Source organism: Arthrobacter sp. 10T419, assembly GCF_056394105.1.
This window is the reverse complement of the sequence record NZ_JBFTHF010000003.1, coordinates 168,603-194,022: the sequence shown is the minus strand read 5'-3', so window position 1 is coordinate 194,022 and position 25,420 is coordinate 168,603. Positions and strand designations below refer to the sequence as shown.

General features: G+C 69.1%; 22 protein-coding genes. 11 read left to right on the top strand and 11 right to left on the bottom strand.

Annotated features, from left to right (window positions below; translation table 11 throughout):
• Positions 1 to 115: 115 nt before the first annotated feature.
• The 11 genes from AC1DBD_RS07175 to AC1DBD_RS07125 form a co-directional block, all read right to left on the bottom strand.
• Complete coding sequence (locus AC1DBD_RS07175; protein ID WP_441418065.1) at positions 116 to 1,111, bottom strand: phosphotriesterase family protein; 996 nt, start codon at positions 1,109 to 1,111, stop codon at positions 116 to 118.
• The gene (locus AC1DBD_RS07170; protein ID WP_476892968.1) at positions 1,108 to 2,022 is read right to left on the bottom strand and encodes a shikimate dehydrogenase family protein; all 915 of its coding nucleotides are present in this window, start codon (positions 2,020 to 2,022) and stop codon (positions 1,108 to 1,110) included. Before AC1DBD_RS07170 ends, AC1DBD_RS07175 begins: the two co-directional genes overlap by 4 nt.
• Complete coding sequence (locus AC1DBD_RS07165) at positions 2,019 to 2,654, bottom strand: bifunctional 4-hydroxy-2-oxoglutarate aldolase/2-dehydro-3-deoxy-phosphogluconate aldolase (RefSeq protein WP_441418063.1); 636 nt, start codon at positions 2,652 to 2,654, stop codon at positions 2,019 to 2,021. The genes AC1DBD_RS07170 and AC1DBD_RS07165 overlap by 4 nt, the downstream gene beginning before the upstream one ends.
• On the bottom strand, positions 2,654 to 3,622 hold the full coding sequence (locus AC1DBD_RS07160) for an NAD(P)-dependent oxidoreductase (protein WP_441418062.1): 969 nt from the start codon (positions 3,620 to 3,622) through the stop codon (positions 2,654 to 2,656). Before AC1DBD_RS07160 ends, AC1DBD_RS07165 begins: the two co-directional genes overlap by 1 nt.
• Entirely contained in the window at positions 3,622 to 5,124 is a 1,503-nt protein-coding gene (xylB, locus tag AC1DBD_RS07155; RefSeq protein WP_476908903.1) for a xylulokinase, read from the bottom strand. The genes AC1DBD_RS07160 and xylB overlap by 1 nt, the downstream gene beginning before the upstream one ends.
• An 18-nt stretch (positions 5,125 to 5,142) precedes the next feature.
• Positions 5,143 to 5,727, bottom strand: a complete 585-nt coding sequence (locus AC1DBD_RS07150; protein ID WP_441418060.1) for a glucose-6-phosphate isomerase family protein — start codon at positions 5,725 to 5,727, stop codon at positions 5,143 to 5,145.
• 125 nt (positions 5,728 to 5,852) lie between these two features.
• Positions 5,853 to 6,689 carry a GntR family transcriptional regulator gene (locus tag AC1DBD_RS07145; RefSeq protein ID WP_441418059.1) on the bottom strand — a complete coding sequence of 279 codons (837 nt, stop codon included), beginning with the start codon at positions 6,687 to 6,689 and terminating at the stop codon, positions 5,853 to 5,855.
• A gap of 83 nt (positions 6,690 to 6,772) precedes the next feature.
• Positions 6,773 to 7,624 (bottom strand): amidohydrolase family protein, encoded by an 852-nt coding sequence (locus tag AC1DBD_RS07140; protein WP_476981738.1) that lies wholly within the window; start codon positions 7,622 to 7,624, stop codon positions 6,773 to 6,775.
• Positions 7,621 to 8,577 carry an aldo/keto reductase gene (locus AC1DBD_RS07135; protein ID WP_476917257.1) on the bottom strand — a complete coding sequence of 319 codons (957 nt, stop codon included), beginning with the start codon at positions 8,575 to 8,577 and terminating at the stop codon, positions 7,621 to 7,623. Before AC1DBD_RS07135 ends, AC1DBD_RS07140 begins: the two co-directional genes overlap by 4 nt.
• A complete protein-coding gene (locus AC1DBD_RS07130) occupies positions 8,574 to 8,903 on the bottom strand; it encodes an L-rhamnose mutarotase (RefSeq protein ID WP_441418056.1) in 330 nt (109 codons plus the stop codon). The genes AC1DBD_RS07135 and AC1DBD_RS07130 overlap by 4 nt, the downstream gene beginning before the upstream one ends.
• Before the next feature lie 4 nt (positions 8,904 to 8,907).
• The gene (locus AC1DBD_RS07125; RefSeq protein WP_476908905.1) at positions 8,908 to 10,227 is read right to left on the bottom strand and encodes an enolase C-terminal domain-like protein; all 1,320 of its coding nucleotides are present in this window, start codon (positions 10,225 to 10,227) and stop codon (positions 8,908 to 8,910) included.
• Positions 10,228 to 10,420: 193 nt separating this feature from the next.
• Here AC1DBD_RS07125 and AC1DBD_RS07120 point away from each other — a divergent pair, with 193 nt between their 5' ends.
• The 11 genes from AC1DBD_RS07120 (at position 10,421) to narJ (ending at position 25,420) form a co-directional block, all read left to right on the top strand.
• The gene (locus AC1DBD_RS07120) at positions 10,421 to 11,281 is read left to right on the top strand and encodes a fumarylacetoacetate hydrolase family protein (protein ID WP_476981737.1); all 861 of its coding nucleotides are present in this window, start codon (positions 10,421 to 10,423) and stop codon (positions 11,279 to 11,281) included.
• Positions 11,282 to 11,392: 111 nt separating this feature from the next.
• A complete protein-coding gene (locus AC1DBD_RS07115) occupies positions 11,393 to 12,148 on the top strand; it encodes an SDR family NAD(P)-dependent oxidoreductase (RefSeq protein WP_441418053.1) in 756 nt (251 codons plus the stop codon).
• Positions 12,145 to 13,677 carry an FGGY-family carbohydrate kinase gene (locus tag AC1DBD_RS07110; RefSeq protein WP_441418052.1) on the top strand — a complete coding sequence of 511 codons (1,533 nt, stop codon included), beginning with the start codon at positions 12,145 to 12,147 and terminating at the stop codon, positions 13,675 to 13,677. Before AC1DBD_RS07115 ends, AC1DBD_RS07110 begins: the two co-directional genes overlap by 4 nt.
• Positions 13,674 to 15,308 (top strand): fucose isomerase, encoded by a 1,635-nt coding sequence (locus tag AC1DBD_RS07105; protein WP_441418051.1) that lies wholly within the window; start codon positions 13,674 to 13,676, stop codon positions 15,306 to 15,308. Before AC1DBD_RS07110 ends, AC1DBD_RS07105 begins: the two co-directional genes overlap by 4 nt.
• A gap of 231 nt (positions 15,309 to 15,539) precedes the next feature.
• Positions 15,540 to 16,913: an NAD-dependent succinate-semialdehyde dehydrogenase gene (locus AC1DBD_RS07100; RefSeq protein ID WP_476892962.1), complete on the top strand. Its 1,374-nt coding sequence runs from the start codon at positions 15,540 to 15,542 to the stop codon at positions 16,911 to 16,913.
• Positions 16,914 to 17,042: 129 nt separating this feature from the next.
• Entirely contained in the window at positions 17,043 to 17,633 is a 591-nt protein-coding gene (locus AC1DBD_RS07095) for a hypothetical protein (RefSeq protein WP_476926009.1), read from the top strand.
• A gap of 117 nt (positions 17,634 to 17,750) precedes the next feature.
• Positions 17,751 to 18,566, top strand: a complete 816-nt coding sequence (locus AC1DBD_RS07090; RefSeq protein WP_441418179.1) for a hypothetical protein — start codon at positions 17,751 to 17,753, stop codon at positions 18,564 to 18,566.
• Positions 18,550 to 19,299, top strand: coding sequence for a LamB/YcsF family protein (locus tag AC1DBD_RS07085; protein WP_476917252.1), 750 nt, complete (start codon positions 18,550 to 18,552; stop codon positions 19,297 to 19,299). The genes AC1DBD_RS07090 and AC1DBD_RS07085 overlap by 17 nt, the downstream gene beginning before the upstream one ends.
• A 99-nt stretch (positions 19,300 to 19,398) precedes the next feature.
• Positions 19,399 to 23,109, top strand: coding sequence for a nitrate reductase subunit alpha (locus tag AC1DBD_RS07080; protein ID WP_476981736.1), 3,711 nt, complete (start codon positions 19,399 to 19,401; stop codon positions 23,107 to 23,109).
• On the top strand, positions 23,109 to 24,803 hold the full coding sequence (gene narH / locus AC1DBD_RS07075) for a nitrate reductase subunit beta (protein WP_476981735.1): 1,695 nt from the start codon (positions 23,109 to 23,111) through the stop codon (positions 24,801 to 24,803). The genes AC1DBD_RS07080 and narH overlap by 1 nt, the downstream gene beginning before the upstream one ends.
• On the top strand, positions 24,800 to 25,420 hold the full coding sequence (gene narJ / locus AC1DBD_RS07070) for a nitrate reductase molybdenum cofactor assembly chaperone (protein ID WP_441418045.1): 621 nt from the start codon (positions 24,800 to 24,802) through the stop codon (positions 25,418 to 25,420). The genes narH and narJ overlap by 4 nt, the downstream gene beginning before the upstream one ends.

The window sequence follows — 25,420 nt, the reverse complement described above, 5'->3', positions numbered from 1 at the left end:
CTGCTCCACCACTAAGCAGCGGCCGCTGCACCTGGCAGCACACACAAGAGAGGCCCCGGATTTCTCCGGGGCCTCTCTCTGTGTGTGCTGCGGCCGGTCGGCGGACCGGCGTTGCCTAGTCGGGCTCGGGGCCGGTGCGCCACTGCAGCACCCGGGCGGCATTGCCCACCAGGATCCGGTCCACCGCGGCAGCGCCGACGCGGTCCGCGAGCCGCGGAACGAAGCGCTCGGAGAGGTAGGCCAGGCCGGGCATCCCGCCATAGGAGACGTACCGGGTGCGCCGGGCGACGTCGCCGCCGAGCAGCAGGCGGCCTCCACCGCCGCCGGCGATGACCTGCTCGGCGAGGGTGATGATCTCCGCGTCCGTGCGGCCCTTGGGCCGGGCCATGCCGTCGTAGCCCAGGTAGGCGCCGCGGGAGGCCAGCTCGAGGTGCAGCCCGGCGTCGGGGTTGCGGTCGGCGTGGGCCAGGACCACGCGGGACTCCGGGACGCCGGCGGCGGCCAGGAGGTCGAGCAGTTCGTGGGCTGCTGTGCAGAACTCCAGGTGGACCATGACCGGGGCGCCGGTGACGGCGTGGGCCACCGCCACGGCCGCCAGCACGCGGCGTTCGAAGGCCGTGATGGACCAGTAGCCGATCCCGGCCTTCAACAACCCAGCGCGCACCGGCGCCGGGCCGGAGACGGCAGCGCCGGCCTCCGGGCCGGAGACGGCCGCCGATGGCGCTGCGGATTCGTCGGGTGACCCGCAGCCTGCCGTGAGCTCAACGGTGAACCGCCGGGCAAGTTTCTCTTCCCGCTCCCCGCGCAACCAGTGCCCTTCGGGGTAGTGCGCCTCCCGGTGGGCACCCGTGGTGGCGACGATGTGCAGCCCCGCGGCGGCGGCGATGCGTGCCGCCGCCGCGGGATTGCGCCCCAGGCCGAGCGGGGTCGCCTCCACCATCGCCGTCATGCCGGCGCCGCGCAGCAGGGCTGCTTCCCGGCCGGACAGCGCCTCGTCGTCCAGCTCGTCCCCGGGCAACAGAGGAGAGGACTGGAACAGGTGCTCGTGGTAGTTCGTCGGTCCGAGCGACGCCGGTTCGATGTCGCCGAGGACGGTGCGGACAAAGGTCATCTTGCGCTGGCCGCGGCTTCGGCCAGCTGGTCCAGCAGCTGGTCGGTGAGTTCGACGTCGAACACCTCGGCGATGACCTGGCTCCAGCCGTGGATGAAATAGCGCCAGCCGTCTACGACGGTCAGCTGGCGCCGTTCCGCCTGTTCCCGGGCCTGGGCCAGGAACTCGAGGGAGCCGCGGTAGTTGAACTCCCACACGATCGCGTCGCGGGGAAAATCGACGCCGTCCGGGAGGGGCGATCCCGGCCGGTCCTTGCCGAGGCCGCTGGCATTGACCACGAGGCTGCCCGCCGGGGCTTCGGCCATCACCCGCGCGGTGTCCCCGGGGCCCTCGATCAGCCGGTACTCGAAGAGGGCAGCGGGGAGCTGGCCCCGGGCGTGGACGTCGGCCAGGTGCTGGAGCCGGACCGGGCTGGTGTCGGTGCAGACAATCTTCTCGGGCGCGTCCGTGTGGCCGGCCAGGTACCAGCTCAGGGCGGTTCCGGCGCCGCCGGCGCCCAGGCAGATAACGTGCGCGCCGGTTTCCTTGAAGTGGCCCGGCGGCAGGAATTCCTCGAGCGCCAGGCCCGCGGTGATGGGGTCCTTGGCGTGGCCGATGAGACGGCCGTCCCGCTTGGAGATGCTGGAGATTTCGCCGCAGAGCCGGCCGAACTCGTCAACCTCGTCGAAAAGGTCGTGGGCGGCCTGGTAAAGGTCCATCTTGTGGGTTGTGACCAGGGCGCCGCGGTGGTCCTTGTCGTCGCGAATCCGGGTGACGAGCTCCCGGTACTGTTCCCGGCTGGCCCCCAGGGGGAGGTCGTGGCCGGTGAGCCGGTCGGTGGGCAGCTGGAGGATCCGGGCCCACTGCGGAAAGATCTTCATGATCGAGGACCCCGAGGTGGTCACACCGACAAATCCCATGTAGCCGTTCATGCAAGCGTCCTTTCCAAGGCGGCGCTGAAGTTGAGGGCCTTCTCGCGGACCAGGTCGTAGCGTCCGGCAGCGAGGTCTGCGGTGGAGCAGAGGTCGCCGCCGGCCCCGACGGCGACGGCTCCGGCGTCGAACCAGTCACCGATGTTGCCGGGGGTGACCCCTCCGGTGGGCATCAGGGGAACGTCCGGCAACGGGCCGCGGAGCGCCCGGAAGTAGGAGGGGCCGCCAAGGGAGGCGGGGAAGATCTTGACGACGTCGGCACCCAGGCCGACTGCGGTAAGAACCTCGGTGGGCGTCAGGGCACCGGCCATGACGAGGGATCCGGTGGCCTTCATTGCCGTCACGGTCCCGGCGACGGTGCCGGGGCTGACGAGGAACTCCGCGCCGGCGTCGACGGCGTCCTCGGCCTGGGCCCGGGTGAGGACGGTGCCGGCGCCCAGGTAGATCTTGTCGCCGTATTCGGCGCGCAGGGCGCGGATGACGGCGGGGGCATCCGGGGTGGAATAGGTGATTTCCAGTCCGGTCACACCCCCTTCCAACAGGGCGGCGGCGCCGCGGATGGCGCTCTCGGTGCTGGGAGCCCGCACGACGGCGAGGATCCCGGTCTGCCTGAGTTTGAGGAGGTCGGCCATTAGTTCACTTTCGTAGGAGTCGGGCTGACGGGGTTGGGCGGCGTCCGCCCTTCCAGGACGGCCAGCAGGTTGTCCACGGCGATGGACCCCATGCCGTCGACGGCCTGGACGGTCTGCGCCCCGAAGTGCGGAGTGATGACCACCCGGGCCGCGAGCTGCGGATCGAGCACGGGGGAGTCCTGCCCGCTCGTGTCTCCGCGCAGGGTGTCCGCGGCGAAGGCGGCGAGCACTCCGGTGCGCAGGGCCTCGGCGACCGCCTCCTCATCCACGAGTTCCGGTCGGGCGGTGTTGACCACGACGAGCGGTTTCGCAGCGGCGGCCAGCCAGGCCGCGTCGATGAGCTGCTGGCCACCCGGGGCGTGCAGGGAGATCACGTCGCAGGTGGCCGCCATTTCCGCCAGGTCCAGGGGCTCGGCGCCGAGGCTCCTGATCAGCTCGGGTCCCATGAACGGGTCCGAGGCGTACACGGGGGAACCGAATCCGGAGAGCAAGCGGGCCACGATTTGCCCGATCCGGCCGAAGCCCACCAGGCCCACGGTCAGCGAGCCCAGCTCGCGGCCCCGGGTGACCGACCAGTCCCGGTTCCGCACCCGGCGGTCGCCCTCCGGAACGGTGCGCAGGACGGACAGCATGAGAGCCAGGGCATGCTCGGCGACAGCATTGGAATTGGCGCCGGGGGTGTTCGTGACCACCACGCCCCGCTCGGCTGCGGCCCGGACGTCCACGGCTTCGAACCCCACCCCGTAGCGGGCCAGGACTTTCAGCCGCGGCGCCGCGTCCAGGTGGGCCGCGGTGACCTCGCCGGTTCCGGCGATCCACCCGTCCGCCACCGCCAGATCGGCGCCGATGGCGTCCAGGGAGTGGTCCGAGGGGCCACGCCGAACGGTGTGGCCGCGGCTTTCCAGACGGGAGACCAGGTCTTGTTCGCCGGAGGAGAAGGAGCGGGAGGTGACGAGGATGACCGGCATCAGTGTTTCCCCCGGCGGGTGGGGAACCACGGTTCCAGCTGGCCGTAGGCGTCGAGGAATATCTGGTGGGCGGCCGTGTAGCGCTCGTGCGCTTCGCGGTCGGGCTGGAACTCGGCCGTCACCCGGGACAGGTCCCGGGCGACGCTGAAGTCGTCCACGAGTCCGAGTCCCACGCTGGCGGTCACGGCGGCGCCGAGGCTGTTGGCCTCTTCGACGATGCTCCGGCGCCGGACGGTCACGCCCCAGACGTCGGCCATGATCTGCAGCCAGGTGTCGCTGGCCGCACCGCCGCCAATGGCGTCGATCCGGCTGATGGCCGCCCCGGCGTCGTTGAAGGCGTTGACGCACGTTCCCAGGTTGAAGGCCACACCCTCGAGGACGGAGCGGATCATGTTCGCACGGCCGTGGTGCATCTCGAGGCCGACGAACGCGCCGGCGGCCTGGGGGTTCCAATAGGGAGAGCGCTCGCCGAGCAGGTGCGGCAGGAAGTACAGTCCCGACTCGCTCGCAGTTGCCCCGGCCGCTTCGGCAATGAGCCGATCAAAGCGGTCCTTCTCGCCGCGGTCGGAAAACAGTCCGACGGCCCACTGGAGGGACGCGCCGCCGGCCTGCATGGTCGCGGTCGGGACGTACTTCCCGTCAATGACATGGTCGAACGTCATGGTCCGGCGGAGCGGGTCGATCAGCGGCGCGGCCGTGACGATCTGCACCCACGAGGAGGAGCCAAGGTAGACGTACGCCTGGTCGTCCTCGGAGACGACGCCGGCGCCTACGGCCGCGACCGGGCCGTCACCGCCGCCCATCACCACCGACGTCGAGGTTCCCAGGCCGGTGGCCGCCGCAGCGGCGGAGGTGAGGGGACCGACGACGTCGGTGGACTTGAGGATTTCGGGAAACAGTGCCGGATCGATCCGGGCGGCGGTCAGCATCCGCTCGGACCAGGTTCCGGTGGTCTGGTCGTAGGCGTTCGTGGCGGAGGCGTCGGAGTGATCCGTCGCGAGCCGCCCGGTGAGACGGTGCACCACGTAGTCCTTGGCAAGGCAGACGTGGCGGACCCGGCTGAAGACCTCGGGCTCGTTGTCCCGGACCCACATGACCTTGCTCAGCGAATAGGTGGGGTTGATCCGGTGGCCGAGCATGGCGTAGGCCTCCTGCTCGTCGAAGGCCCCGGCCAGTTCGTCGGACTGGGCGACGCTCCGGTGGTCGGCCCAGATCAGGGCGGGCCGGACCGGCGCGTAGTTGCCGTCGAGGAGTACGGCCCCCATCATCTGCCCGCCGACCACCAGGCCCTGCACCGATGACGGATCGACGCCGGTCTCGGCCAGCAGTTTTTGCGTGGCCTGGACCACCGCGTTCCACCAGACGTCGGGGTCCTGCTCGGCGCGGCCGCCGGCAGCGAAGTGCGGCTCGTAGCCAATGGTGACGGCCCGCAGGAGGGTTCCGTCAGCCTCGTGCAGGGATGCCTTGTTGCCCGTCGTGCCGAGATCGTGAGCGATGATCATGGGACCGGTCCTTCCGTCTTAGGCCTGTGCTGCGAAGAAGGGTGCGAACTCGTGGCCGGAGTCCGCGGAGTAGACGCGCTGGCCCATGCCGTGTTCAAGGACCCAGCCGTAGTCGTGGCCCGCGCAGCCCGGGTAGACCGCGAGGAACTTGTAGGGCTCGGAGCCCACGTTGATACTGCGGTGCGCCCAGCCCGGCGGAATGTAGCCGATCACGCCGGGGGCCATGTCAACCCAGGAAGTGTTCTCGCCGTCGAACATCAGCAGCCCGCCCTGCCCGGAGATGCCCAGGTAGATTTCGCCCTGGTGGTTCGGGTGCTGGTGTCCCTTGGTCATCCAGAACTCCCCGGCGGTGGTGCCGGGCTGGATCGTGGTGATGGACTGCGGGAGTTCCCGGTCCGCTTCCGGCACCGGCGTGGAAACCACCGAGTAGACCACGGGGTTGCCGTTGGCGACGGCCTCGTTCCAAGCGTCCTTGTCCGCGAACAGGCCTTCAAGGTCCGACATGCGGCGTTCCAGCGTCGGGCCTTGCGGCGACAGAGTGCCGGCCTGCGCGTCGAAGCGGATGGTCATGGGCGGAACGGGGGGAGTGATGAATTCGCTCACGGGCAGAAGTCTCCTGAGGATCAGCAAATGGTCCGTTGCCGAAGCGGCAACCTGTAATTACAGGTTACATGCCCAGTGGGTCCTTGGGAATCGTCAGGAGGCGCGGCCCTGCCCGGCCCGGGCGTTCAGCCGGTGGTGACCCGGTGGAAGCCAGCCGTGCCGGAGCCCGCCGAGGCGGCGTCAATGACCACCTCAAAACGGCTCTGGTCTCCGCGGTGGTGGGCCACGAAGAATTCCAGCGGCCGGTCCGCCGCGTCGTAGACGATGCTCCGCAGCTGCATCAGCGGGGCGCCCTTCACGATGCCCAGCGCCTCGGCCTGCGTCTTGTTTGCCACCGTGGCCTCGACCGAGCGAATGCCGTGGTGCGCCCGGATGCCCTTGCTGGCCAGCAAGGCGTACAGCGACTGGTTGCGGAGGTCGGCCCCAAGCACGATCTCGGCCATGTCGCCGGGAAGGTAGGTGGTGGTGAGGGACCAGGGGGAATCCTCAACGTAGCGGAGCCGCTCAAGGGCGACGACGGGTTCGCCCGCTGGGATCCGGAGCGCCTCGGCCACCGTGTCGTCGGCCGGGACCAGCTCCTGGCGGCGGACATCGCTGTAGACGCTGCCGCCTCGGGATTCCACGTCCGCGTAAAGGCCGCGCAGGGTATGGACCAGGCTTTCGGAGACCTTGCGGGGGGCCACGAAGGTGCCCTTGCCCTTGACCCGTTCGATCACGCCGTCGTGTTCGAGCTGCCCGAGCGCCTGCCGGACCACGGTGCGGGAAACCCCGTACAGTTCGCACATCCCGTGCTCGCCAGGGAGACGGTATCCCGGTGCCAGCTTGCGGGTTGAGATTTCCAGGATCAGCTGGTCGCACAGCTGTTTGTACATCGGCAGCGATGCGTCCTTGACCATCTTGGCCGGGGAGGCGTCGCTCGGCACCGCGGTGTGCGCGGGGGCCGCGGCTGGGGGGTTTGTCATGGGAAGCGCCATTCTGTGCATCCGGCGTCGGCACGCCTGAAGAACATCTTAGACCGGGCGCCACAGGCCCCGGGCGGGAAAGATCAGGCTACCGTGCCGCGGCGATATACCCGCCGCGCCGTGGCGGCGAGGACGTTGTCCTGTTCGGCGGGGCTGAGCGTTTCGATCAGTTCCTTCAGCACCTGCCAGGTCTGCTGATAGCCGCCGGAGAGGACCGACACGGGCCAGTCGCCGCCGTACATGAGCCGTTCCGCACCGAACAGCTCGAGGGACTCATGGAACACCGGCGCCAAGGCGGAAGCGTTATATTCTGCACCGGGAATATGAAGTCCGGAGAGCTTCGCCACCGTGTTGGGGCGGCCCGCACACGCGGTCAGTTCGCGGCGCCATCGCGCCATCGCGTCCGGGTCGGTGAGCGGCGGTTTGCCCAGGTGGTCCACGACGACGGTGAGCTCCGGCAGTGCGCCGGCCAGGTCGCCCGCGGCCCCCAAATGGCGCGGGAATGCGTCGGGGACGTCGAAGGGCAGGCCGGCCGCGGCGAGCAGGGAGAGCGATTCGCGGACCGGGGCTAGGGCGAGGAAGCCGTCCCGCGGGTCGTCGTGGACCAGGTGCCGGACCCCGCAGAACTTGTCCGATTCCAGCCACTGGTCCAGCTGGGCCCCTGCGCGGGCGGGCGAGTCCAGCTGGATCCAGCCGACCACCCCGCGGATCCACGGCTCGGCATCCGCCGTTTCCAGCAGGAACCCGGTGTCCTCCAGCGTGTCGTCCGCCTGGACGAGGATCGCCTCCGCCACGCCGGCCGCATCGAGCTCAGTGCGGGCCTGCGCGGCGGTGAAGGTCCGCTTCAGCTCCGGCACCGAATCCAGCCAGCCATACCGGCTCCGGCCCAGGCACCACAGGTGCAGGTGCGAGTCCACCGTGGGCAGCCCGCTCACCGGGGAACCAGCCCCTCCGCTTCGAGCGCGTCCCAAAGGTCCCGGGGGAGCGCCCGGTCCATGCCGGCGATGTTGGCACTGATCTGCTCCGCGCCCCGCGCCCCGATGACCACATTGCACACGGCCGGGTGCCGCAGTGGGTACTGGATGGCGGCGTCGGGCAGGTCCACCCCGAACGAGGCGCAGACGGCGGCAAGCCGCCGTGCCCGGGCCAGCAGCTCTTGCGGCGCCGGTCCGTAGTTGTAATGGGCATCCGCCGGGACTTCAGCCGTGGCCAGGATGCCCGAGTTGAACACTCCGGCGGCGACGACGCCGACGCCGCGTTCGACGCATCGGGGCAGCAGCCCGGTCAGGGCGGGCTGCTCGAGCAAGGTGAAGCGGCCGGCGAGCATGACCAGGTCCAGTTCCGCGCGATCGACGAGCGTGTGCAGGGCCTCCGCGGAGTTGGATCCCACCCCGATGGCCCGGACGAGGCCCTCGGCCTTCAACCGCTGCAGGGCCGGCAGGGCCTCACTGAGAGCGGCGTCCATGTCGTAGGCATCAGGGTCGTGCAGGTAGAGGATGTCCACCCGGGAGATGCCCATGCGGTCCAGGGAGTCCTCCAGGCTTTGCCGGATGCCGCGCTCGGTGAAGTCCCACCGCCGGGTGCTCCGGGCCGGGACGGCGAAGCCCTCGGTGTCCGGTTCGCCGGGCCGGAAGGCCGGATTGGGCTCCAGCAGGCGGCCGGCTTTGGTGGAGATGACGTAGTCCTCCCGGGGGCAGGTGCGGAGGAAGTCGCCGAGCCGCCGTTCCGAGAGCCCGAGTCCATAGTGCGGCGCCGTATCGAAATAGCGGATCCCGCCAAGCCAGGCGGCCTCCAGGGTGCGGCGGGCGTCGTCGTCATCCATGCTCGAATACAGGTTCCCGAGAGCGGCGGCGCCGTAGCCCAGCCGGCCGAGGGGCAGTTGCGTCATTGCCGTGCAAGCTCCCACACCATCGGGATGCCGCGGTCCTCGCCCGAATAGTCGTCCTCGACCTCGAGGAGCTCGGCCATTTCCGCCTGCCAGGGGACGTTCGCAGGGTGCTCGGCCAGGAACTTGCGCATGGTGGCGTAGTCCTCGACCTCCACGACGTGGAAAAGTTCGCGTCCGCTGCGCCAGATCCGCCAGCTGTGGACGCCGATCCCGCGCATGGCGTCCGCGAGCTCGGCGGGAATCCGCGCATGGATCCGGTCGTAGTCGGCCTCGCGGCCGGGCTTGAGCCGGGTGTGCAGGGCGATGCGTTCCGGGGTTGTGCTCATCGGATTAGCCTGCCACAGCTTCAGCCGGAGCGGACCACGCCGGACCGGCCGGGAAGGAGAACTCAGCGAGCGAGTGCGCTCTCATTTCGCTGCCGCCGCCCGGGGCGGCCGGGGGCCAGTAGCGCCCGCCATGGACGTCGACCGGGACGACGAAGTGCTCATGGAGGTGGTCGACGAATTCGATCATCCTGCCCTCGAGCTGCCCGGAAACTGCCACGTAGTCGAACATCGAGAGGTGCTGAACGGCTTCGCAGAGGCCTACGCCGCCGGCGTGCGGGCAGACCCGGACCCCGAACTTGGCCGCGAGGAGCAGGATGGCGATGTTTTCGTTCACGCCGGCAACTCGCGCCGCGTCGAGCTGCAGCACCTCGAGGGATCCGGCCTGCAGCATCTGCTTGAACACCACCCGGTTCTGGACATGCTCCCCGGTCGCCACCGGAATCGGGGCGATGGCGCGGGCGATCGCGGCATGGGCCAGGATGTCGTCCGGGCTCGTCGGTTCCTCCACCCAGGCGAGGTCGGGGTCGCCGAGGCCGCGGATCCATTCGATGGCCTCCGTGGTGTCCCAGCGCTGGTTCGCGTCCACGGCGATCTTGATGCCCGGTCCGCAGGCGTCCCGGGCGACGCGCAGACGCCGGACGTCATCCGCCAGGTTGGCGCCAACCTTGAGCTTGACCAGCGGGAAGCCGTCCGCGACGGCCTCGCGGCACAGCCGGGAGAGCTTGGCATCGTCGTAGCCGAGCCAGCCCGGGGTGGTGGTGTACGCCGGATAGCCGGCGCGGAGCAGCTCGGACTCTCGACCCGGACGGCCGGTTTCTGCGCCCCGCAGGATAGCGAGGGCCTCTTCCGGGGTGAGGGCGTCGCTGAGGTAGCGGAAGTCCACCAGGTCAACCAGCTCTTCGGGCGACAGCCGGGACAGCAGCTGCCACAGCGGCAACCCGGCGCGTTTTGCCTTCAAGTCCCACAGGGCGTTGATGGCCGCCCCGATGGCCATGTGCATGATCCCCTTCTCCGGCCCCAGCCAGCGCAGCTGCGAGTCGTGCACCATGGAGCGCCAGGTACCGCCCATGTCATCGAGCAGCTCCTCGGCGTTCCGGTCCTGGAGATAGGGGACGAGGGCTGTCAGGGCGCTGGCCACCACTTCGGTGCCGCGCCCGATAGTGAAGACGAAGCCGTGGCCTTCAAGGTCGTCGCCGGCGTCGGTGCCGATCACCAGATAGGCCGCCGAGTAGTCCGGGTCGGGATTCATGGCATCCGAGCCGTCCAAGGACGACGACGTCGGAAAGCGGACGTCACTGACCGTGACGGCGGTGATGGTACTCACGTGGGAACTCCTCATGCTCCGGGCAGCCCCGGAATCTCGCGTCGCCCGGTCGGGCGGTGAATTCGACAGTAAACATCCGATGTATGGCTTGTCAACGACGGTGAGGTCTGTATTGTGGTGTGCGACACCTTTCCGCGCGGCCGGTCCGGCCGCCGGGTTAGCGGCGGGCAGAGTTGCCCGATTTGGAGGAAGTGTGAAGTTGGTTCGCTTGGGCCCCGCTGGTGCGGAACGCCCCGCCGTGATTGCTGCAAATGGCGCAGGTACGGAAAAGACATATGATCTATCTCCCCTGACTTCGGACATCACCGGCGAGTTCCTTGCCGGCGGGGGAATTGACGCCACGCGGAACGCCCTGGAGCGCGGAGAGCTTGAGCCGCTGGATCCCGCCGGCCTCCGGGTCGGCGCTCCGATCACCCGTCCGTCCGCGGTCATCTGCGTGGGTATGAACTACGCCGCGCATGCCGCCGAATCCGGGGCGCTGCCGCCCGAGGTTCCCATTATCTTCCTCAAGACGCCCAACACAGTCGCTGGCCCGGATGATGCGGCGTTCATCCCGCGCAATTCCACCAAGACCGACTGGGAGGTCGAACTCGGGGTGGTGATCGGCCGGCGCGCCAGCTACCTCGGCTCGCCGGCCGACTCTGCCGCGCACATCGCGGGCTATCTGGTTGCCAACGATCTGTCCGAGCGTGCCTACCAGATCGAGGAGTCCGGCGGCCAGTGGTCCAAGGGCAAGTGTTCGCCCGGGTTCTCCCCGCTCGGGCCGTGGCTCGTGCCCGCCGACGAGGTCGATCCGGGCAGGCTCCGGCTCCGCAGCTGGGTCAACGGCGAGCCCCGCCAGGATTCCAGCACGGCTGACATGGTCTTCCCGGTCGACTTCCTGATCCACCACCTGAGCCAGTACCTCACCCTCGAGCCCGGCGACGTGGTCCTCACCGGCACCCCGCAGGGCGTGGCGCTCTCCGGCAAGTTCCCGTACCTCAAAGCCGGTGACGTCGTCGAGGTCGAGATCGAGGGCCTGGGCCGGCAGCGGCAGGTCTTCGCGCAGTCCTGAACAGCCGCCGCGCCAGCCTGCCTCAGCCGCGCCAGACTGACTGCCTCACCGGGCCTGCCCGGCCCGGTGAGGCGGCGAGCAAGCAATTAAATGTCTTTGGAAAGGACAAGCATGACAACGGAGATGGATGGGCTGGTCGCGATTGTGACCGGAGGTGCTTCCGGCATCGGCGCCGCGGCAGCCGCCCGGCTCGCCGCCGCCGGAGCCTCGGTGGCGGTCCTGGACCTGAACCCGGAGGACGCCGCCAAGGGGCACTTCGCGGTGCGCTGCGACGTGGCCGACGACGCCTCCGTGGTCGCGGCAGTCCAGGGGGTCGCCGAACACTTTGGCCGGATCGACGTCGTCGTCAACAACGCCGGGATCGGCGCCCAAGGCACGATCGCGGACAACGACGACGATGAATGGCACCGCGTCCTCGACATCAACGTGCTCGGCATGGTGCGGGTCAGCCGGGCCGCACTGCCGCATCTGCGGCGCTCGCCGGCCGCCGCGATCGTCAACACGTGTTCCATCGCGGCCACGGCGGGGCTGCCGCAGCGGGCGCTGTACGGTGCCAGCAAAGGCGCGGTCCTGTCCCTGACGCTGGCCATGGCCGCGGACCATATCCGCGAAGGCATCCGGGTCAACTGCGTGAACCCGGGCACCGCTGACACCCCATGGATCGGCCGCCTGATGGCCCAAAGCGACGATCCGCAGGCCGAACGCGCCGCCCTCAACGCCCGCCAGCCCCACGGCCGGCTGGTCACCGCGGACGAGGTGGCGGCCGCCATCACCTACCTCGCATCACCGGCCGCCGGCTCCACCACCGGAACCTCCTTGGCGGTCGACGGCGGCATGCAGGGCCTGCGCCTGAGGCCGGCACAGTGACGGATCAGCCGGTCCGGGCGGTGCTCGGCGTCGACATCGGCACCAGCAGCAGCAAGGGCGTCGTCGTGGACCTGGAGGGCAAGGTGCTCCGTTCGGCCGCGCGCAGCCACGAGGTAAGCCGGCCCCGGCCGGGCTGGGCTGAGATGGACGGGGACCTGTGGTGGGAGGAATTCGCCGCGATCAGCCGCGAACTGCTGGCCGGCCGGGGCGCGGACGAACAAATCGTCGCCGTCGGCGTCAGCGGCATGGGCCCCTGCGTCCTCGTCACGGACCAGGACGGCACCCCGCTGCGCCCGGCGATCCTTTACGGCATCGACTCCCGGGCCACCGAACAGATCGAGTCCCTCACCGCTGAGTTGGGCGGCGACGAGCTCATTATGGAGCGCTGCGGCTCCGTGCTGTCCACCCAGGCCGTCGGGCCCAAGCTGGCGTGGCTGGCCCGGCACGAGCCGGACACTTTCGCCAGGAGCCGCCGGCTTTTTATGCCCTCCTCCTGGCTGGCCTACCAGCTCACCGGCGCGTACGTGCTGGACCACCACTCCGCCAGCCAGTGCACGCCGTTGTACGACACCCGGACGCTGGAATGGTATCCGCCCTTCGCGAGCAAGATCGCTCCCGGGCTGGAACTTCCGCCGCTGCTCTGGCCAGGCGACACCGCCGGGTACGTCAGCGCGGAGGCCGCCGTCGCCACCGGACTTCCGGCCGGAGTCCCGGTGATTGCCGGAACCATCGACGCCTGGAGCGAAGCCGTCAGCGTGGACAGCCAGAACAATGGCGACCTGATGCTGATGTACGGCACCACCATGTTCCTGGTCAACACCGTCCCGGACCGGGTCACCTCACCCCAGCTGTGGGGGACGGTCGGCGCGTTCGAGGGAACCCGCAACCTGGCCGGCGGGATGGCCACCTCCGGGGCGGTCACGTCCTGGCTCAAGGAACTGTTCGGCTCCCTCGACTTCCCGGAACTGCTGGAGCTGGCCGCCGCCTCGGGCCCCGGCGCCCGTGGACTCCTGATGCTGCCCTACTTCGCCGGCGAACGGACCCCGGTGGCGGATCCGCAAGCCCGCGGCATCATTGCCGGGCTGACCCTCTCGCACACCCGCGGCGACCTGTACCGCGCCGCCCTGGAGGCCACGGCACTGGGCGTCCGGCACAACATCGAGTCCATGGAGCTGGCCGGCGGAAACATCCGGCGCATCGTGGCCGTCGGCGGCGGAACCCAGGGTGAGCTGTGGACCCAGATCGTTTCCGACGTGACCGGGCAGCCGCAGCTCATTCCGAGCCAGACCATCGGCGCCAGCTACGGCGCCGCGTATCTGGCCGCGGGCACGGTTGCCGAGGTCCGGATCAGCGAGTGGAATCCGCCCGCCCGGACCGTCCACCCCAACCCTGCCGTGAGCGCGGACTATGAGGAGCTGTACGACCTCTACTTACGCCTTTACCCGGCCACCCAGGACATTGCCCACGCCCTCGCCGGACGCGAGGAACGTCTGAGCCCCCAAAACCTTGAAAGGGAAACCACACCATGAGCAGTTACACCTTCCCGTCCATCACGGAAACCCCCGACGCCGAGGCCAACACGGTCTACACCATCAGCAGCGGCGACCTGCGGCTCGCTGCCAACACCAAGTGCTGGCCCACCCAGCAGCAGCTCGAAGGGCACTTCGCGGCCGCCGTGGAGTCCCTCGGCTACCAGGTGGTCCGCGCGCACGGCGTCAACCCCGACACCGGGCATGGCTTCATCGACAGCCAGCGCATGGGTATGGAAGTTTTCAAGAACATTCCGCCGACGGCGCCGGTGGTGGTTGTCGAGGCCGTCTGGCAGTACAGCCACCACGTCCTGGCCGGCCTGCGCACGCACCGCGGCCCGATCCTGGTCGTGGCGAACTGGGCGGGCGACTTCCCGGGGCTGGTGGGCCTGCTTAACCTCACCGGAAGCCTGACCAAGGCCAAGGTCGACTACTCCGCGCTGTGGAGCGAGGACTTCACCGACGAATGGGCGGTGGGCAAGCTCAAATCCTGGCTCACCTCCGGCAGCATCACCCACGACACGAGCCACGTCCGCGAACTGCCGCCGCTGGCGGATACGGAGGAGGTCCGGCTGGGACGCGCCCTGGCGCAGCAGCTGATGGCCGACAAGGCCATCATCGGCGTCTTCGACGAGGGTTGCATGGGCATGTACAACGCCATCATCGACGACGAAATGCTCAATCCGCTGGGCATCTACAAGGAGCGGCTCTCGCAGAGCGCCCTCGTGGCCGAGATGCTGAAGGTCCCGGACGCAGAGGCCGACGCGGTGAAGAGCTGGCTCGACGACGCCGGCCTGACCTTCCACTTCGGCACCGACCCTGCGACGGAGCTGACCCCCGACCAGGTCCACAGCCAGCTCAAGATGTACATTGCCGCGCTGCGCATCTCGGACGATTACGGCGTCGACGCCGTCGGCATCCAGTACCAGCAGGGCCTCAAGGACACCGTCCCGGCGTCCGACCTGGCCGAAGGCCTGCTCAACAACGTCCAGCGCCCGCCCGTCTACTCCCGCGACGGCGGCCGGGAACTGTTCGCCGGAAAGGCGCTGCCGCACTTCAACGAGGTGGACGAGGGGGTCGCCGTCGACGCCCTCATCACCAACCGGATTTGGACCGCGATGGGGCTCGATCCTGCCACCACGCTGCACGACGTGCGCTGGGGTGCCGACTACGACGGCGAGTTCGTCTGGGTCTTCGAGATCTCCGGCTCCGTGCCGGCCTCCCACAATGGCGGCTACGACAAGTCGTACTCCATGCGACAGCCCGAGATGTTCTTTCCGCTGGGAGGCGGCACCCTCAGCGGTGTCTCCAAGCCGGGGGAGATCGTCTGGTCGCGGGTCTTCATCATGGACGACCGGCTGCACGTGGACCTGGGCCGCGGCCACGTCGTCGAGCTTCCGGCGGAGGAGACCCAACGCCGGCTGGACGCGACCGACCCGCAGTGGCCGATCATGCACGCCGTCCTCGACGGCGTCAGCCGAGATCAGCTGATGGCCCGCCACAAGGCCAACCACGCCCAGGTGGTCTACGCCCCGGACGCCGCCACGGCGGACAAGGCGCTGGAAGCCAAGGCCGCATTCTTTGCCGAGCTAGGGGTGCAGGTCCACCTCTGCGGCGACGTGGCACTCTAGGGGACAGGTGGCGGCGGCTGGCCGTCCCTGAGGTCTGGGGACGGCAACGGCCGCGGCTGGATGGAATACTCCCGGGGACACCTCGGTTGGCGCCTAAGGGACTTGGCCCGCCTTTGCAGGCAGGCCGGCCCCGCGCAATGGGCGGGAACCGCCGTCGACGCCGTATCCGGCGCCAACGGCGGTCCGCGTCCGAACCGGCTCTAACCAGCCAGAAACGGAGATGGTGGACCAATGACTGCCTACAAGACAGTGAACCCCGCGACCGGAGAAACTCTGAAGGAATTCCCGCTCGCTACCGCGGGCGAGGTGGAAGAGGCGCTCGCAGCCGCGCAGCAGGCGTTCCAGGCCTGGCGCGCCGCCCCTGTCGAGGCCCGCGCCAAGGTGATCGCCCGCGTCGCAGAACTGTACCGAGAACGCCAGGACGAGCTCGCCCGGCTGATCAGCACCGAGATGGGCAAGCCCCTGGCACAGGCCCGCGGCGAAGTGCAGCTCGTGGCCGATATTTACGACTACTACGCCGCGGAAGGCCCGGGCTTCCTCAAGGACGAGCCGCTGGAGGTCAAGGGCGGCGGCTCCGCCGTCGTCCGTTCGGCTCCGGTCGGACCCCTGCTCGGCATCATGCCGTGGAACTACCCGTACTACCAGGTGGCGCGCTTCGCGGCGCCGAACCTGGTCCTGGGCAACACGATCCTGCTCAAGCATGCCGGCAGCTGCCCGCAGTCTGCCCTCGCGATCGAGGAAATCTTCAAGGATGCCGGACTCCCACAGGGCGCCTACACCAACCTCTTCCTCAGCAACGAACAGGTCGCCGAGGTCATCGCCGACAGCCGGATCCAGGGCGTCTCCCTGACCGGCAGCGAGCGGGCCGGTTCGGCCGTGGCCGAAGTGGCCGGCCGGAACCTGAAGAAGTACGTGCTGGAACTCGGCGGCAGCGACCCCTTCATCGTGCTGGATTCCGATGACCTCGACGCCACCGTCAAGGCCGCCGTGGGCGGCCGGATGGGCAACGCCGGGCAGGCCTGCACCGCCTCGAAGCGGTTCATCGTGCTCGAGGACCTCTACGAGCCCTTCGTGGAAAAGTTCACCGCCCGGATGGCCGGGATCAAGCCCGGGGACCCGCTGCTGGAGGACACCAAGTTCGGTCCGCTCTCCTCGCAGAGCGCCGCGGACGGCCTGATCGAACAGATCCAGGACGCCGTGGACAAGGGCGCCACGCTCCGCACCGGCGGCCACCTCGTGGACGGCCCGGGTGCCTTCGTGGAGCCCACCGTGCTCACCGACGTCACGCCGGAGATGCGCGCCTTCTCCGAGGAGCTGTTCGGCCCGGCCGCGGTCATCTACAAGGTGGCCAGCGCCGAGGAAGCAATCGAACTCGCCAACGGGTCCCCGTACGGGCTCGGCGGCTCGGTCTTCAGCGCCGACCCGCGCAAGGCCCAGGACCTCGCGGACCGGCTGGACACCGGCATGGTCTTCATCAACTCGGTGGCCGTAACGCAGGCGGACCTGCCGTTCGGCGGCGTCAAGCGCTCCGGCGTCGGGCGTGAGCTGGGTCGGTTCGGCATGGACGAATTCGTGAACAAGAAACTGATCCGCACCCCGCGCTAAGCGGGAGCGCCCCGGGCGGGAACGCTTCAGTGGGGACCGCTTCAGACGGGAAACCCAGCCAGGACACGGCTGCGGCCGGAGGTGAAGACCTTCCGGCCGCAGCCGTTGCCGTCCCGTTAGGCTCCTCACATGGAGAAAACGGCCACCGCAGCGGCGCGGCGCAGCCTGGCATTCGTGGGAATCAACGCGGGCCTGGCGCTGCACCCGGCGGACTCCCGGGGCGCCCAGGTCCCGGGCGAGCCGGCCAGCTGCTTCGCCACGTTCTGGCAGGCCGACTGGTCACGCTGGGGTGCCGGGAGTGCCCTGCTGGTTGCGACCCTGCAGGGCTGGCGCAGCTACGGCACCAATGAGGCCCTCGCGAAAACCCTGGCCACCGAACTTACCCGCTATTTCCCGGAAGCGTCCCGCTTCCCGCTGACCGGGATCGGGCACACCCACGACGAGTTCACGGTGGAAGTGGACCCGGCGACCGGGTTCCGCGCAACCGGCCACAAGGCGGAGCTGGCAATCAGCGGCATCCTGGACCGAAGGCAGTTCACCGCCCCCAACTTCCAGCTCGGCGAGGGCAGCGCCGCGCTGAGCAACGTTTATCTGCCCTGCAGCACCGGTCGGCTCGCGGAATTCGGGGTGGAGTGGCCGGGCACGCCGGCGGTCTATCCCGGTCCGCTGGGACCGTCCTCCTCGGCGTTCATCGCCTTGGCCGAATCCTGGGTGCTCTAGCGTCCCTGCCCGGCGGCGGCACCGGCCCGGGGCTGCGCAAGAGCGGCCAGGCGGCACGTGGCCTAGTGTTAAGGCTGGACGATGTTCAGCACACTTACGGTTCACGGAGAGGCGATGATGGCCAAGCGCAGCAACCCGGCAATGAGAATTGCCCAAAAGACCGCCCACAGCGCAATGTTCGACGCCGACGGCAAGCCCAAGCCCGGCGTCCACAACATGCTCCTGCGCGCGGTGGAAATCCAGCGGCCGCTGGTTCTGGCGAACCTGCGCCGGCTGCAGCGGAAGCACCCGAACGCCACCGCGGCGCAGCTCGCCGCCATCCTGGAACGCAACTACCTGACCGCCGTTACCGGCGGCGGCGCCCTCGTCGGCGGCTCGGCCGTTATCCCCGGCGTCGGCACCGTTGCCGCGCTGGGTCTTTCCGCCGCCGCGACCGTCGGATTCCTGGAGGCTACCGCGCTGTTCGCCACCTCGCTGGCGGAACTGCACGGGGTGCGAATGGTCGACCCGGAGAGGGCCAGCACGTTGGTCATGGCCATCATGCTCGGCGAAGAAGGCACCGCCCTGCTGAGCTCGCTGAGCGGCCACGCCGCCGGGCAGGGCAAGGGGCCAACCCAGGCCTGGGGCACGCTCTTCGCACGCAGGGCGCCGATGATCGGCTTCGGGTCGGTGCGAGAGCGGATCCAGCGGGCCTTCCTGCGGAACCTGCTCAAGCGCCAGGGCACCGCTCTGCTGGGCCGCGCCCTGCCCTTCGGCATCGGCGCCGTGGTGGGCGGCGTCGGCAACCGGATGATGGGACGCGCCGTCGTCGAAAACGCCAAGGAGGCCTTCGGCCCGATGCCGGTGACCATCCCCGGCGAGCTGAAGCCCGGCGCCGGTACCGCGGAAGCCGGCCCGGACCTGGAAGGCGGAACCCGTGGATCTGAACGCTGACCTCGGGGAGTCCTTCGGCTCCTGGACGATGGGCGATGACGCGGCGATGTTCCCGCTCGTCACCAGCGCCAGCGTGGCCTGCGGTCTGCACGCCGGGGACCCCGTCACCATGCTGGACACCTGCCGCGCGGCCTACGAACTCGACGTCAGGGTCGGCGCCCACCTGGGCTATCCCGACCTGGCCGGCTTCGGGCTCCGCGCCATGGACATGAGCTTCGACGACTTGTTCGGCGCGGTTCTCTACCAGCTCGGCGCGCTCGACGGCGTGGCCCATGCGGTGGGCGCCTCGGTGGACTACGTCAAAGTGCACGGCGGCCTCTACGACCGCACGATGCACGACGACGAACAGGCCTCCGCCGTGGTCGCCGCCATCCAGGCCTACGATCCGGGGCTTCCGATCCTGGGCCTGGAGGGTTCGGCCTTGCTCAGGATTGCCCGTGAGGCCGGCAATCCCGTGTTCCACGAGGCTTTCGCCGACCGCGCCTACCTCCCGGATGGCTCGCTGGTGCCGCGGCTGGAGGAGGAATCGGTGATCGAGGACCCGGACGAGATCGTCGAGCGCGCGCTCCGGCTGGCCCTCAAGGGCGAAGTCCTGGCGGTCGACGGAACCGTCGTCACGCTCACACCGCATTCGCTGTGCCTGCACGGTGACACCCCCGGCTCGGTGCAGGTGGCCGCCGCCGTCCGCGCCGCGCTGGAGAAGGCCGGCGTCGAACTCGAGTCGTTCGCCTGAGTCCCGTTTCGCAGTCCGCGCTGAGACTAAAGTGGCGGTTGTGACACTAGTGCCGTAGGGCCCTATCGGGGGAGCAGGGTGCCCCATAGCTTTGGGGGCATGACTGCCGGAGGCCCCGCGGGGTTGGATGGACCCGCCTCGGACGCAATGTTGAAGCTTGGCCGCTTTTTCACGAAATGGGACCAGACCGAGGACGGCAGGGCGGTGTTCCGGGAAGGCGGCCGCAAGGGCGACATCTTCTACCGGGACCGCTGGAGCCACGACAAGGTGGTCCGCTCCACCCACGGGGTGAACTGCACCGGCTCCTGCTCCTGGAAGGTGTACGTCAAGGACGGCATCATCACCTGGGAATCCCAGCAGACCGACTACCCTTCGGTGGGCCCTGACAGTCCCGAATACGAGCCGCGCGGCTGCCCGCGCGGAGCCGCCTTCTCCTGGTACACCTACTCGCCCACCCGGGTCCGCTTTCCCTACGCCCGGGGTGTGCTGGTGGAGATGTACCGCGAGGCCAAGGCCCGGCTGGGCGACCCGGTGCTCGCCTTCGCCGACGTCGTGGGGGACCCGGAGCGACGCCGCCGCTACCAGCAGGCCCGCGGCAAGGGCGGCCTGGTCCGTGTCTCCTGGCAGGAAGCGATCGAGATCGCGGCCGCCGCGCACGTCAACACGATCAAGAACTACGGGCCGGACCGCTGCGCCGGTTTCTCCCCGATCCCCGCCATGTCGATGGTCTCGCATGCCGTCKGCACCCGTTTCATCCAGCTCATCGGCGGGGTGATGACGTCCTTTTACGACTGGTACGCCGACCTGCCGGTGGCCAGCCCGCAGGTTTTCGGCGACCAGACCGACGTCCCGGAATCCGGTGACTGGTGGGACGCGCGCTACCTAATGATGTGGGGCTCCAACGTCCCCGTGACCCGGACCCCGGATGCGCACTGGATGGCCGAGGTGCGGTACCGCGGAACCAAGGTGGTCACGGTCAGCCCGGACTACGCGGACAACACGAAGTTTGCCGACGAATGGCTGCCCGCCCAGGCCGGCACCGACGCCGCCCTGGCGATGGCGATGGGGCACGTCATGCTCAGGGAGTTCTTCGTTGAGCGCGACGTGCCGTTCTTCTCCGATTATGTCCGGCAGTACACCGACCTGCCGTTCCTCGTCCGGCTGGAACGGCGCGACGACGGCACCCTCACCCCGTCCAAGTTCCTCACCGCCAGGGACCTCAAAGCCGAGTCGTTGGCTGAGGACGCGGCGTTCCGGACCGTGCTGTTCGACAAGAAGACCGGCCTGCCCGTCGTCCCCAACGGCTCGATGGGGTTCCGCTATTCCGGCAGCGGCGAGGGCAAATGGAACCTGGACCTCGAGGGCATCGAGCCGGCGCTGTCGCTGCGGGAGGTCTCCGCTGAAAACGCCGAGATCCTGCTGCCATGCTTCGAGGACGCCGGCGGCGAGGGCAGCGTGCTCCGACGCGGCGTGCCCGTCCTCGAGGTGGAGGGCCAGTTGGTCACCACCGTGTTCGACCTGATGCTGGCCCAGTACGGCGTGGGCCGCGAGGGTCTGCCGGGGGACTGGGCGGCCGGCTACGACGACGCCGCGACGCCCTACACCCCGGCCTGGCAGGAGGAGATCACCTCCGTCCCGGCGCAGGCCTGCATCCGGGTGGCCCGGGAGTTCGCCCGCAACGCGGAGCAGTCCAAGGGCCGGTCCATGATCATCATGGGCGCCGGCATCTGCCAGTGGTTCCACGGCGACACCACCTACCGGGCCGTGCTGGCCCTGGTCATGCTGACCGGCTGCATGGGCCGCAACGGCGGCGGCTGGGCGCACTACGTGGGCCAGGAGAAGACCCGCCCCGCCACCGGCTGGGTGTCGCTGGCGAACGCGCTGGACTGGTCCCGGCCGCCGCGGACCATGATCGGCACCGGCTACTGGTACATGCACACGGACCAGTGGCGGCAGGACGGCTACTCCGCCGACGCGCTGAAGTCTCCGCTGTCCACCGGAGCCCTGGATGGCATGCACACCGCGGACGCGATGGCCCAGTCCGCGCGACTCGGCTGGATGCCGTTCTACCCGCAGTTCGACCGTAACCCGCTGGACATCGCGGACGAGGCGGAAGCCGCCGTCGCCGCCGGCACCGCGAAAGACACCCCGGGCTACATCGCCGACGCACTGAAAAACCGCACCCTGAACCCGGCGATCGAGGACGTGGACGCCCCGGAAAACTGGCCGCGGACCCTCGTGCTGTGGCGCTCCAACCTGTTCGGCTCCTCGGCCAAGGGCAACGAATACTTCCTGCGCAACCTGCTGGGCACCCACAACAACGTGCTCGGCAAGGACCACGCGGAAGGCCTCAAGCCGCGGGACGTGAAATGGCACGAGCAGGCGCCGGAAGGAAAACTGGACCTGCTGGTCTCCGCGGACTTCCGGATGACCTCCACCACGCTGCTCTCCGACGTCGTGTTCCCGGCCGCCACCTGGTACGAGAAACACGACCTGTCCTCCACCGACATGCACCCCTTCGTGCATGCCTTCACCCCCGCGATCGACCCGCCGTGGGAGACCAAGACGGACTTCGACACCTTCCACCTGCTGGCCCAGGAGTTTTCCCGGCAGGCCAGGACACACTTGGGGGTCCGCCGGGACCTGGTCAGTGTGCCGCTGCAGCACGACACCCCCGGCCAGCTCGCCCAGCCCGGCGGGATAGTCCGCGACTGGCGGCACGCGTCCATCCCCGCCGTGCCGGGACAGAACATGCCCATCTTCTCCGTGGTGGAACGCGACTACACCGCCATCGCGGACAAGCTGGCCGCCGTCGGTCCGCTGGCCGACAAACTGGGCTTCACGGTCAAAAACGTCACCTACAAACTGGCAGGGCCGTTGGAGCGGCTGAGCCGGTCCAACGGGGTGATGCTCGGCGGCGCCGCGGACGGCCGCCCCGCGATCGACACCGACGCGAAGATGGCCGAGGCGATCCTGGCTTTCTCCGGCACCACCAACGGCGCCCTGTCCGTGCAGGGCTTCAAGGACCTGGAAGTCCGCACCGGCCGGAAACTGGCGGACCTGTCCGAGGGGTCCGAGGAAAAGTTCATCACCTTCGCGCAGACCCAGGCCGGCCCGGTCCCGGTGATCACCTCGCCGGAATGGTCCGGCTCCGAGACCGGCGGCCGGCGCTACGCACCGTTCACCATCAACGTGGAGCGGCTCAAGCCGTGGCACACCCTGACCGGCCGGATGCACTTCTTCCTGGACCACGACTGGATGCTGGACATCGGTGAAGCGCTGCCGATCTACCGGCCGCCGCTGGACATGCACCGGCTCTTCGGCGAACCCAAACTCGGCCGGGACGGGTCCATGGAGGTGGTGGTCCGCTACCTGACGCCGCACTCGAAATGGTCCATCCACTCCGAATACCAGGACAACCTGCTGATGCTCTCGCTCTCCCGCGGCGGACCCACGGTCTGGATGAGCCCGGCCGACGCGGACGCCATCGAGGTCAAGGACAACGACTGGGTGGAGTGCGTGAACATCAACGGCGTCCTGGTGGCCCGCGCGATCGTCAGCCATCGGATGCCGGCCGGCGTCGTCTACGTCCACCACGCCCAGGAACGCACCATCGACGTGCCGAAGTCCGAGGCCACCGGGCGGCGCGGCGGTATCCACAACTCCGTGACCCGGCTGCTGGTCAAACCCTCGCACCTGATCGGCGGCTACGCCCAGCTGGCCTACGCGTTCAACTACCTTGGCCCCACCGGAAACCAGCGCGACATGGTGGCCACCGTCCGCCGTCGCTCCCAGGAGGTGCAGTACTGATGCGTGTCATGGCCCAAATGGGCATGGTCATGAACCTGGACAAATGCATCGGCTGCCACACCTGCTCCGTGACCTGCAAACAGGCGTGGACGAACCGTGCGGGCACCGAATACGTTTGGTTCAACAATGTCGAAACCCGCCCCGGGCAGGGGTATCCGCGCCGCTACGAGGACCAGGAAAGGTGGCACGGCGGCTGGGTGCTGAACAAACGCGGCAAGCTCGTGCTCAAGGCCGGTGGCCGGGTCAAGAAGCTCCTGGGGATCTTCGCCAGCCCGGTCCAGCCCGAGCTCAAGGACTACTACGAGCCGTGGACCTATGACTACAAGACCCTCGTGGACGCACCGCTGGGCGACGACTTCCCGGTGGCGCGGCCAAAGTCCCTGATCACCGGCGAGGACACCAAGATAACCTGGTCCGCGAACTGGGACGATGACCTGGGCGGCTCCACGGAGAACGGGCACCTGGATCCGATCGTGGAAAAGGTCCGGCGCGAATCCGAGGACAAGATCAAGTTCGCCTACGAGCAGACCTTCATGTTCTACCTGCCGCGGATCTGCGAGCACTGCCTGAACCCGTCCTGCATGGCCTCCTGCCCCTCCGGCGCGATCTACAAGCGGGTGGAGGACGGGATTGTGCTGGTGGACCAGGACAAGTGCCGCGGCTGGCGGCAATGCGTCACCGGCTGCCCGTACAAGAAAATCTACTTCAACCACAAGACCGGCAAGGCCGAGAAGTGCACCTTCTGCTACCCGCGGGTGGAGGTAGGACTCCCGACGGTCTGCTCGGAGACCTGCGTGGGCCGGCTGCGGTACCTGGGGCTGGTTTTGTACGACGCCGACGCCGTCACCGCGGCGGCCGCCGTGACGGACCCGCAGGAGCTCTACGACGCACAGATGGACGTGCTGCTGGACCCCAGCGACCCCGCCGTGCAGGCCGAGGCGCGGGCCCAGGGCATCCCGGAAGACTGGATCGACGCGGCCCGGCGCTCGCCGGTCTACGCCCTGGCCAAGGTCTACAAGGTCGCCCTGCCGCTGCACCCCGAATACCGGACGATGCCGATGGTCTGGTACGTCCCGCCGCTCTCACCCGTGGTGGACCTGCTGCGGGACCAGGGCCACGACGGCGAGGACGCCGGCAACCTGTTCGGCGCCATCGACGCGTTGCGCATCCCGGTGGAATACCTCGCCGAACTCTTCACCGCCGGCGACGCGGACCGGGTCACCGCGGTGCTAAAGAAGCTCGCCGCGATGCGCTCCTTCATGCGGGGCATCAGCCTCGGCAACGACCCGGACGACTCCATCCCGGAAGCCGTGGGGATGGACAGCCAGACCATGTACGAGATGTACCGGCTGATGGCGATCGCGAAGTACGAGGAGCGCTACGTGATCCCCAAGGCACACGTGGAGCAGGCGCACGACCTCGAGGAAATGGGCTGCTCGCTGGATTTTGAGGGCGGCCCGGGCATGCAGGACTCCTCGCCGTTTGGCGAGGCCAGCGGCAGGCCCGTCCCGGTGGCGGTGGAGACCTTCAACGCCCTCCGGGACCGGCAAACCTCCGGCGCCGCACCCGGCGAAACGACGCTGCGCGGACGGGTGAACCTGCTGAACTGGGACGGCACGGGAGCGCCGGCCGGGCTGTTCCCGGACAAACGGGCCGAACCGGGCACCCTGGCGGCGGCGGAGGACCAGCCGTGAGCCGCCGCGAACAGGTCGTCTACCTCGCCGCGGCCTGGTGCCTGTCCTACCCGGACGAGGAACTGATCGGCCGGGTGCCGCTGATGCGGGCCGCGCTGGCCGAGTTTCCCGGCGCCGGGGCGGACTTCGCCGAGGTGCTGGACCGGCTGGACGCCACCCCGCCGCTGGAACTGCAGGCCCACTATGTGCGCGAGTTTGACCTCGGCAAGCGCCACGCCCTGCACCTGTCCTACTGGACCGACGGAGACACCCGGCGCCGCGGCGAAGTGCTGGGGAACTTCAAGAAGACCTACCGGCAAAGCGACATCCTGGTGGACACCCACGGTGAACTGCCCGACTACCTCCCGATGGTGCTGGAATACGCCGCACTGGTGGACCTGGCGGCCGGCCGCGAGCTGCTGAGCCGGTTCCGGGCCAGCCTGGAGATGCTGCGCTTCGGCCTGCTCCGGGACGACCTCCCACACGCCCGGATCCTGCGGGCCGTCTGCGCCACCCTGCCCGGGAAATCACCCGCGGATGAGCAGGCCGTGATGCGGATGGCCGGCTACGGGCCGCCCACCGAGGCGGTGGGCCTGGACCCGTATGATCCGCGACTGTTGCCCGTGAAGGGGGCGTGA

Coding starts and splice junctions, on each gene's coding strand:
- AC1DBD_RS07175 (WP_441418065.1), bottom strand. CDS start 1,111: ATGACCTTTGTCCGCACCGTCCTCGGCGACATCGAACCGGCGTCGCTC.
- AC1DBD_RS07170 (WP_476892968.1), bottom strand. CDS start 2,022: ATGAACGGCTACATGGGATTTGTCGGTGTGACCACCTCGGGGTCCTCG.
- AC1DBD_RS07165 (WP_441418063.1), bottom strand. CDS start 2,654: ATGGCCGACCTCCTCAAACTCAGGCAGACCGGGATCCTCGCCGTCGTG.
- AC1DBD_RS07160 (WP_441418062.1), bottom strand. CDS start 3,622: ATGCCGGTCATCCTCGTCACCTCCCGCTCCTTCTCCTCCGGCGAACAA.
- xylB (WP_476908903.1), bottom strand. CDS start 5,124: ATGATCATCGCTCACGATCTCGGCACGACGGGCAACAAGGCATCCCTG.
- AC1DBD_RS07145 (WP_441418059.1), bottom strand. CDS start 6,689: ATGACAAACCCCCCAGCCGCGGCCCCCGCGCACACCGCGGTGCCGAGC.
- AC1DBD_RS07135 (WP_476917257.1), bottom strand. CDS start 8,577: ATGACGCAACTGCCCCTCGGCCGGCTGGGCTACGGCGCCGCCGCTCTC.
- AC1DBD_RS07130 (WP_441418056.1), bottom strand. CDS start 8,903: ATGAGCACAACCCCGGAACGCATCGCCCTGCACACCCGGCTCAAGCCC.
- AC1DBD_RS07115 (WP_441418053.1), top strand. CDS start 11,393: ATGACAACGGAGATGGATGGGCTGGTCGCGATTGTGACCGGAGGTGCT.
- AC1DBD_RS07105 (WP_441418051.1), top strand. CDS start 13,674: ATGAGCAGTTACACCTTCCCGTCCATCACGGAAACCCCCGACGCCGAG.
- AC1DBD_RS07100 (WP_476892962.1), top strand. CDS start 15,540: ATGACTGCCTACAAGACAGTGAACCCCGCGACCGGAGAAACTCTGAAG.
- AC1DBD_RS07095 (WP_476926009.1), top strand. CDS start 17,043: ATGGAGAAAACGGCCACCGCAGCGGCGCGGCGCAGCCTGGCATTCGTG.
- AC1DBD_RS07090 (WP_441418179.1), top strand. CDS start 17,751: ATGGCCAAGCGCAGCAACCCGGCAATGAGAATTGCCCAAAAGACCGCC.
- narH (WP_476981735.1), top strand. CDS start 23,109: ATGCGTGTCATGGCCCAAATGGGCATGGTCATGAACCTGGACAAATGC.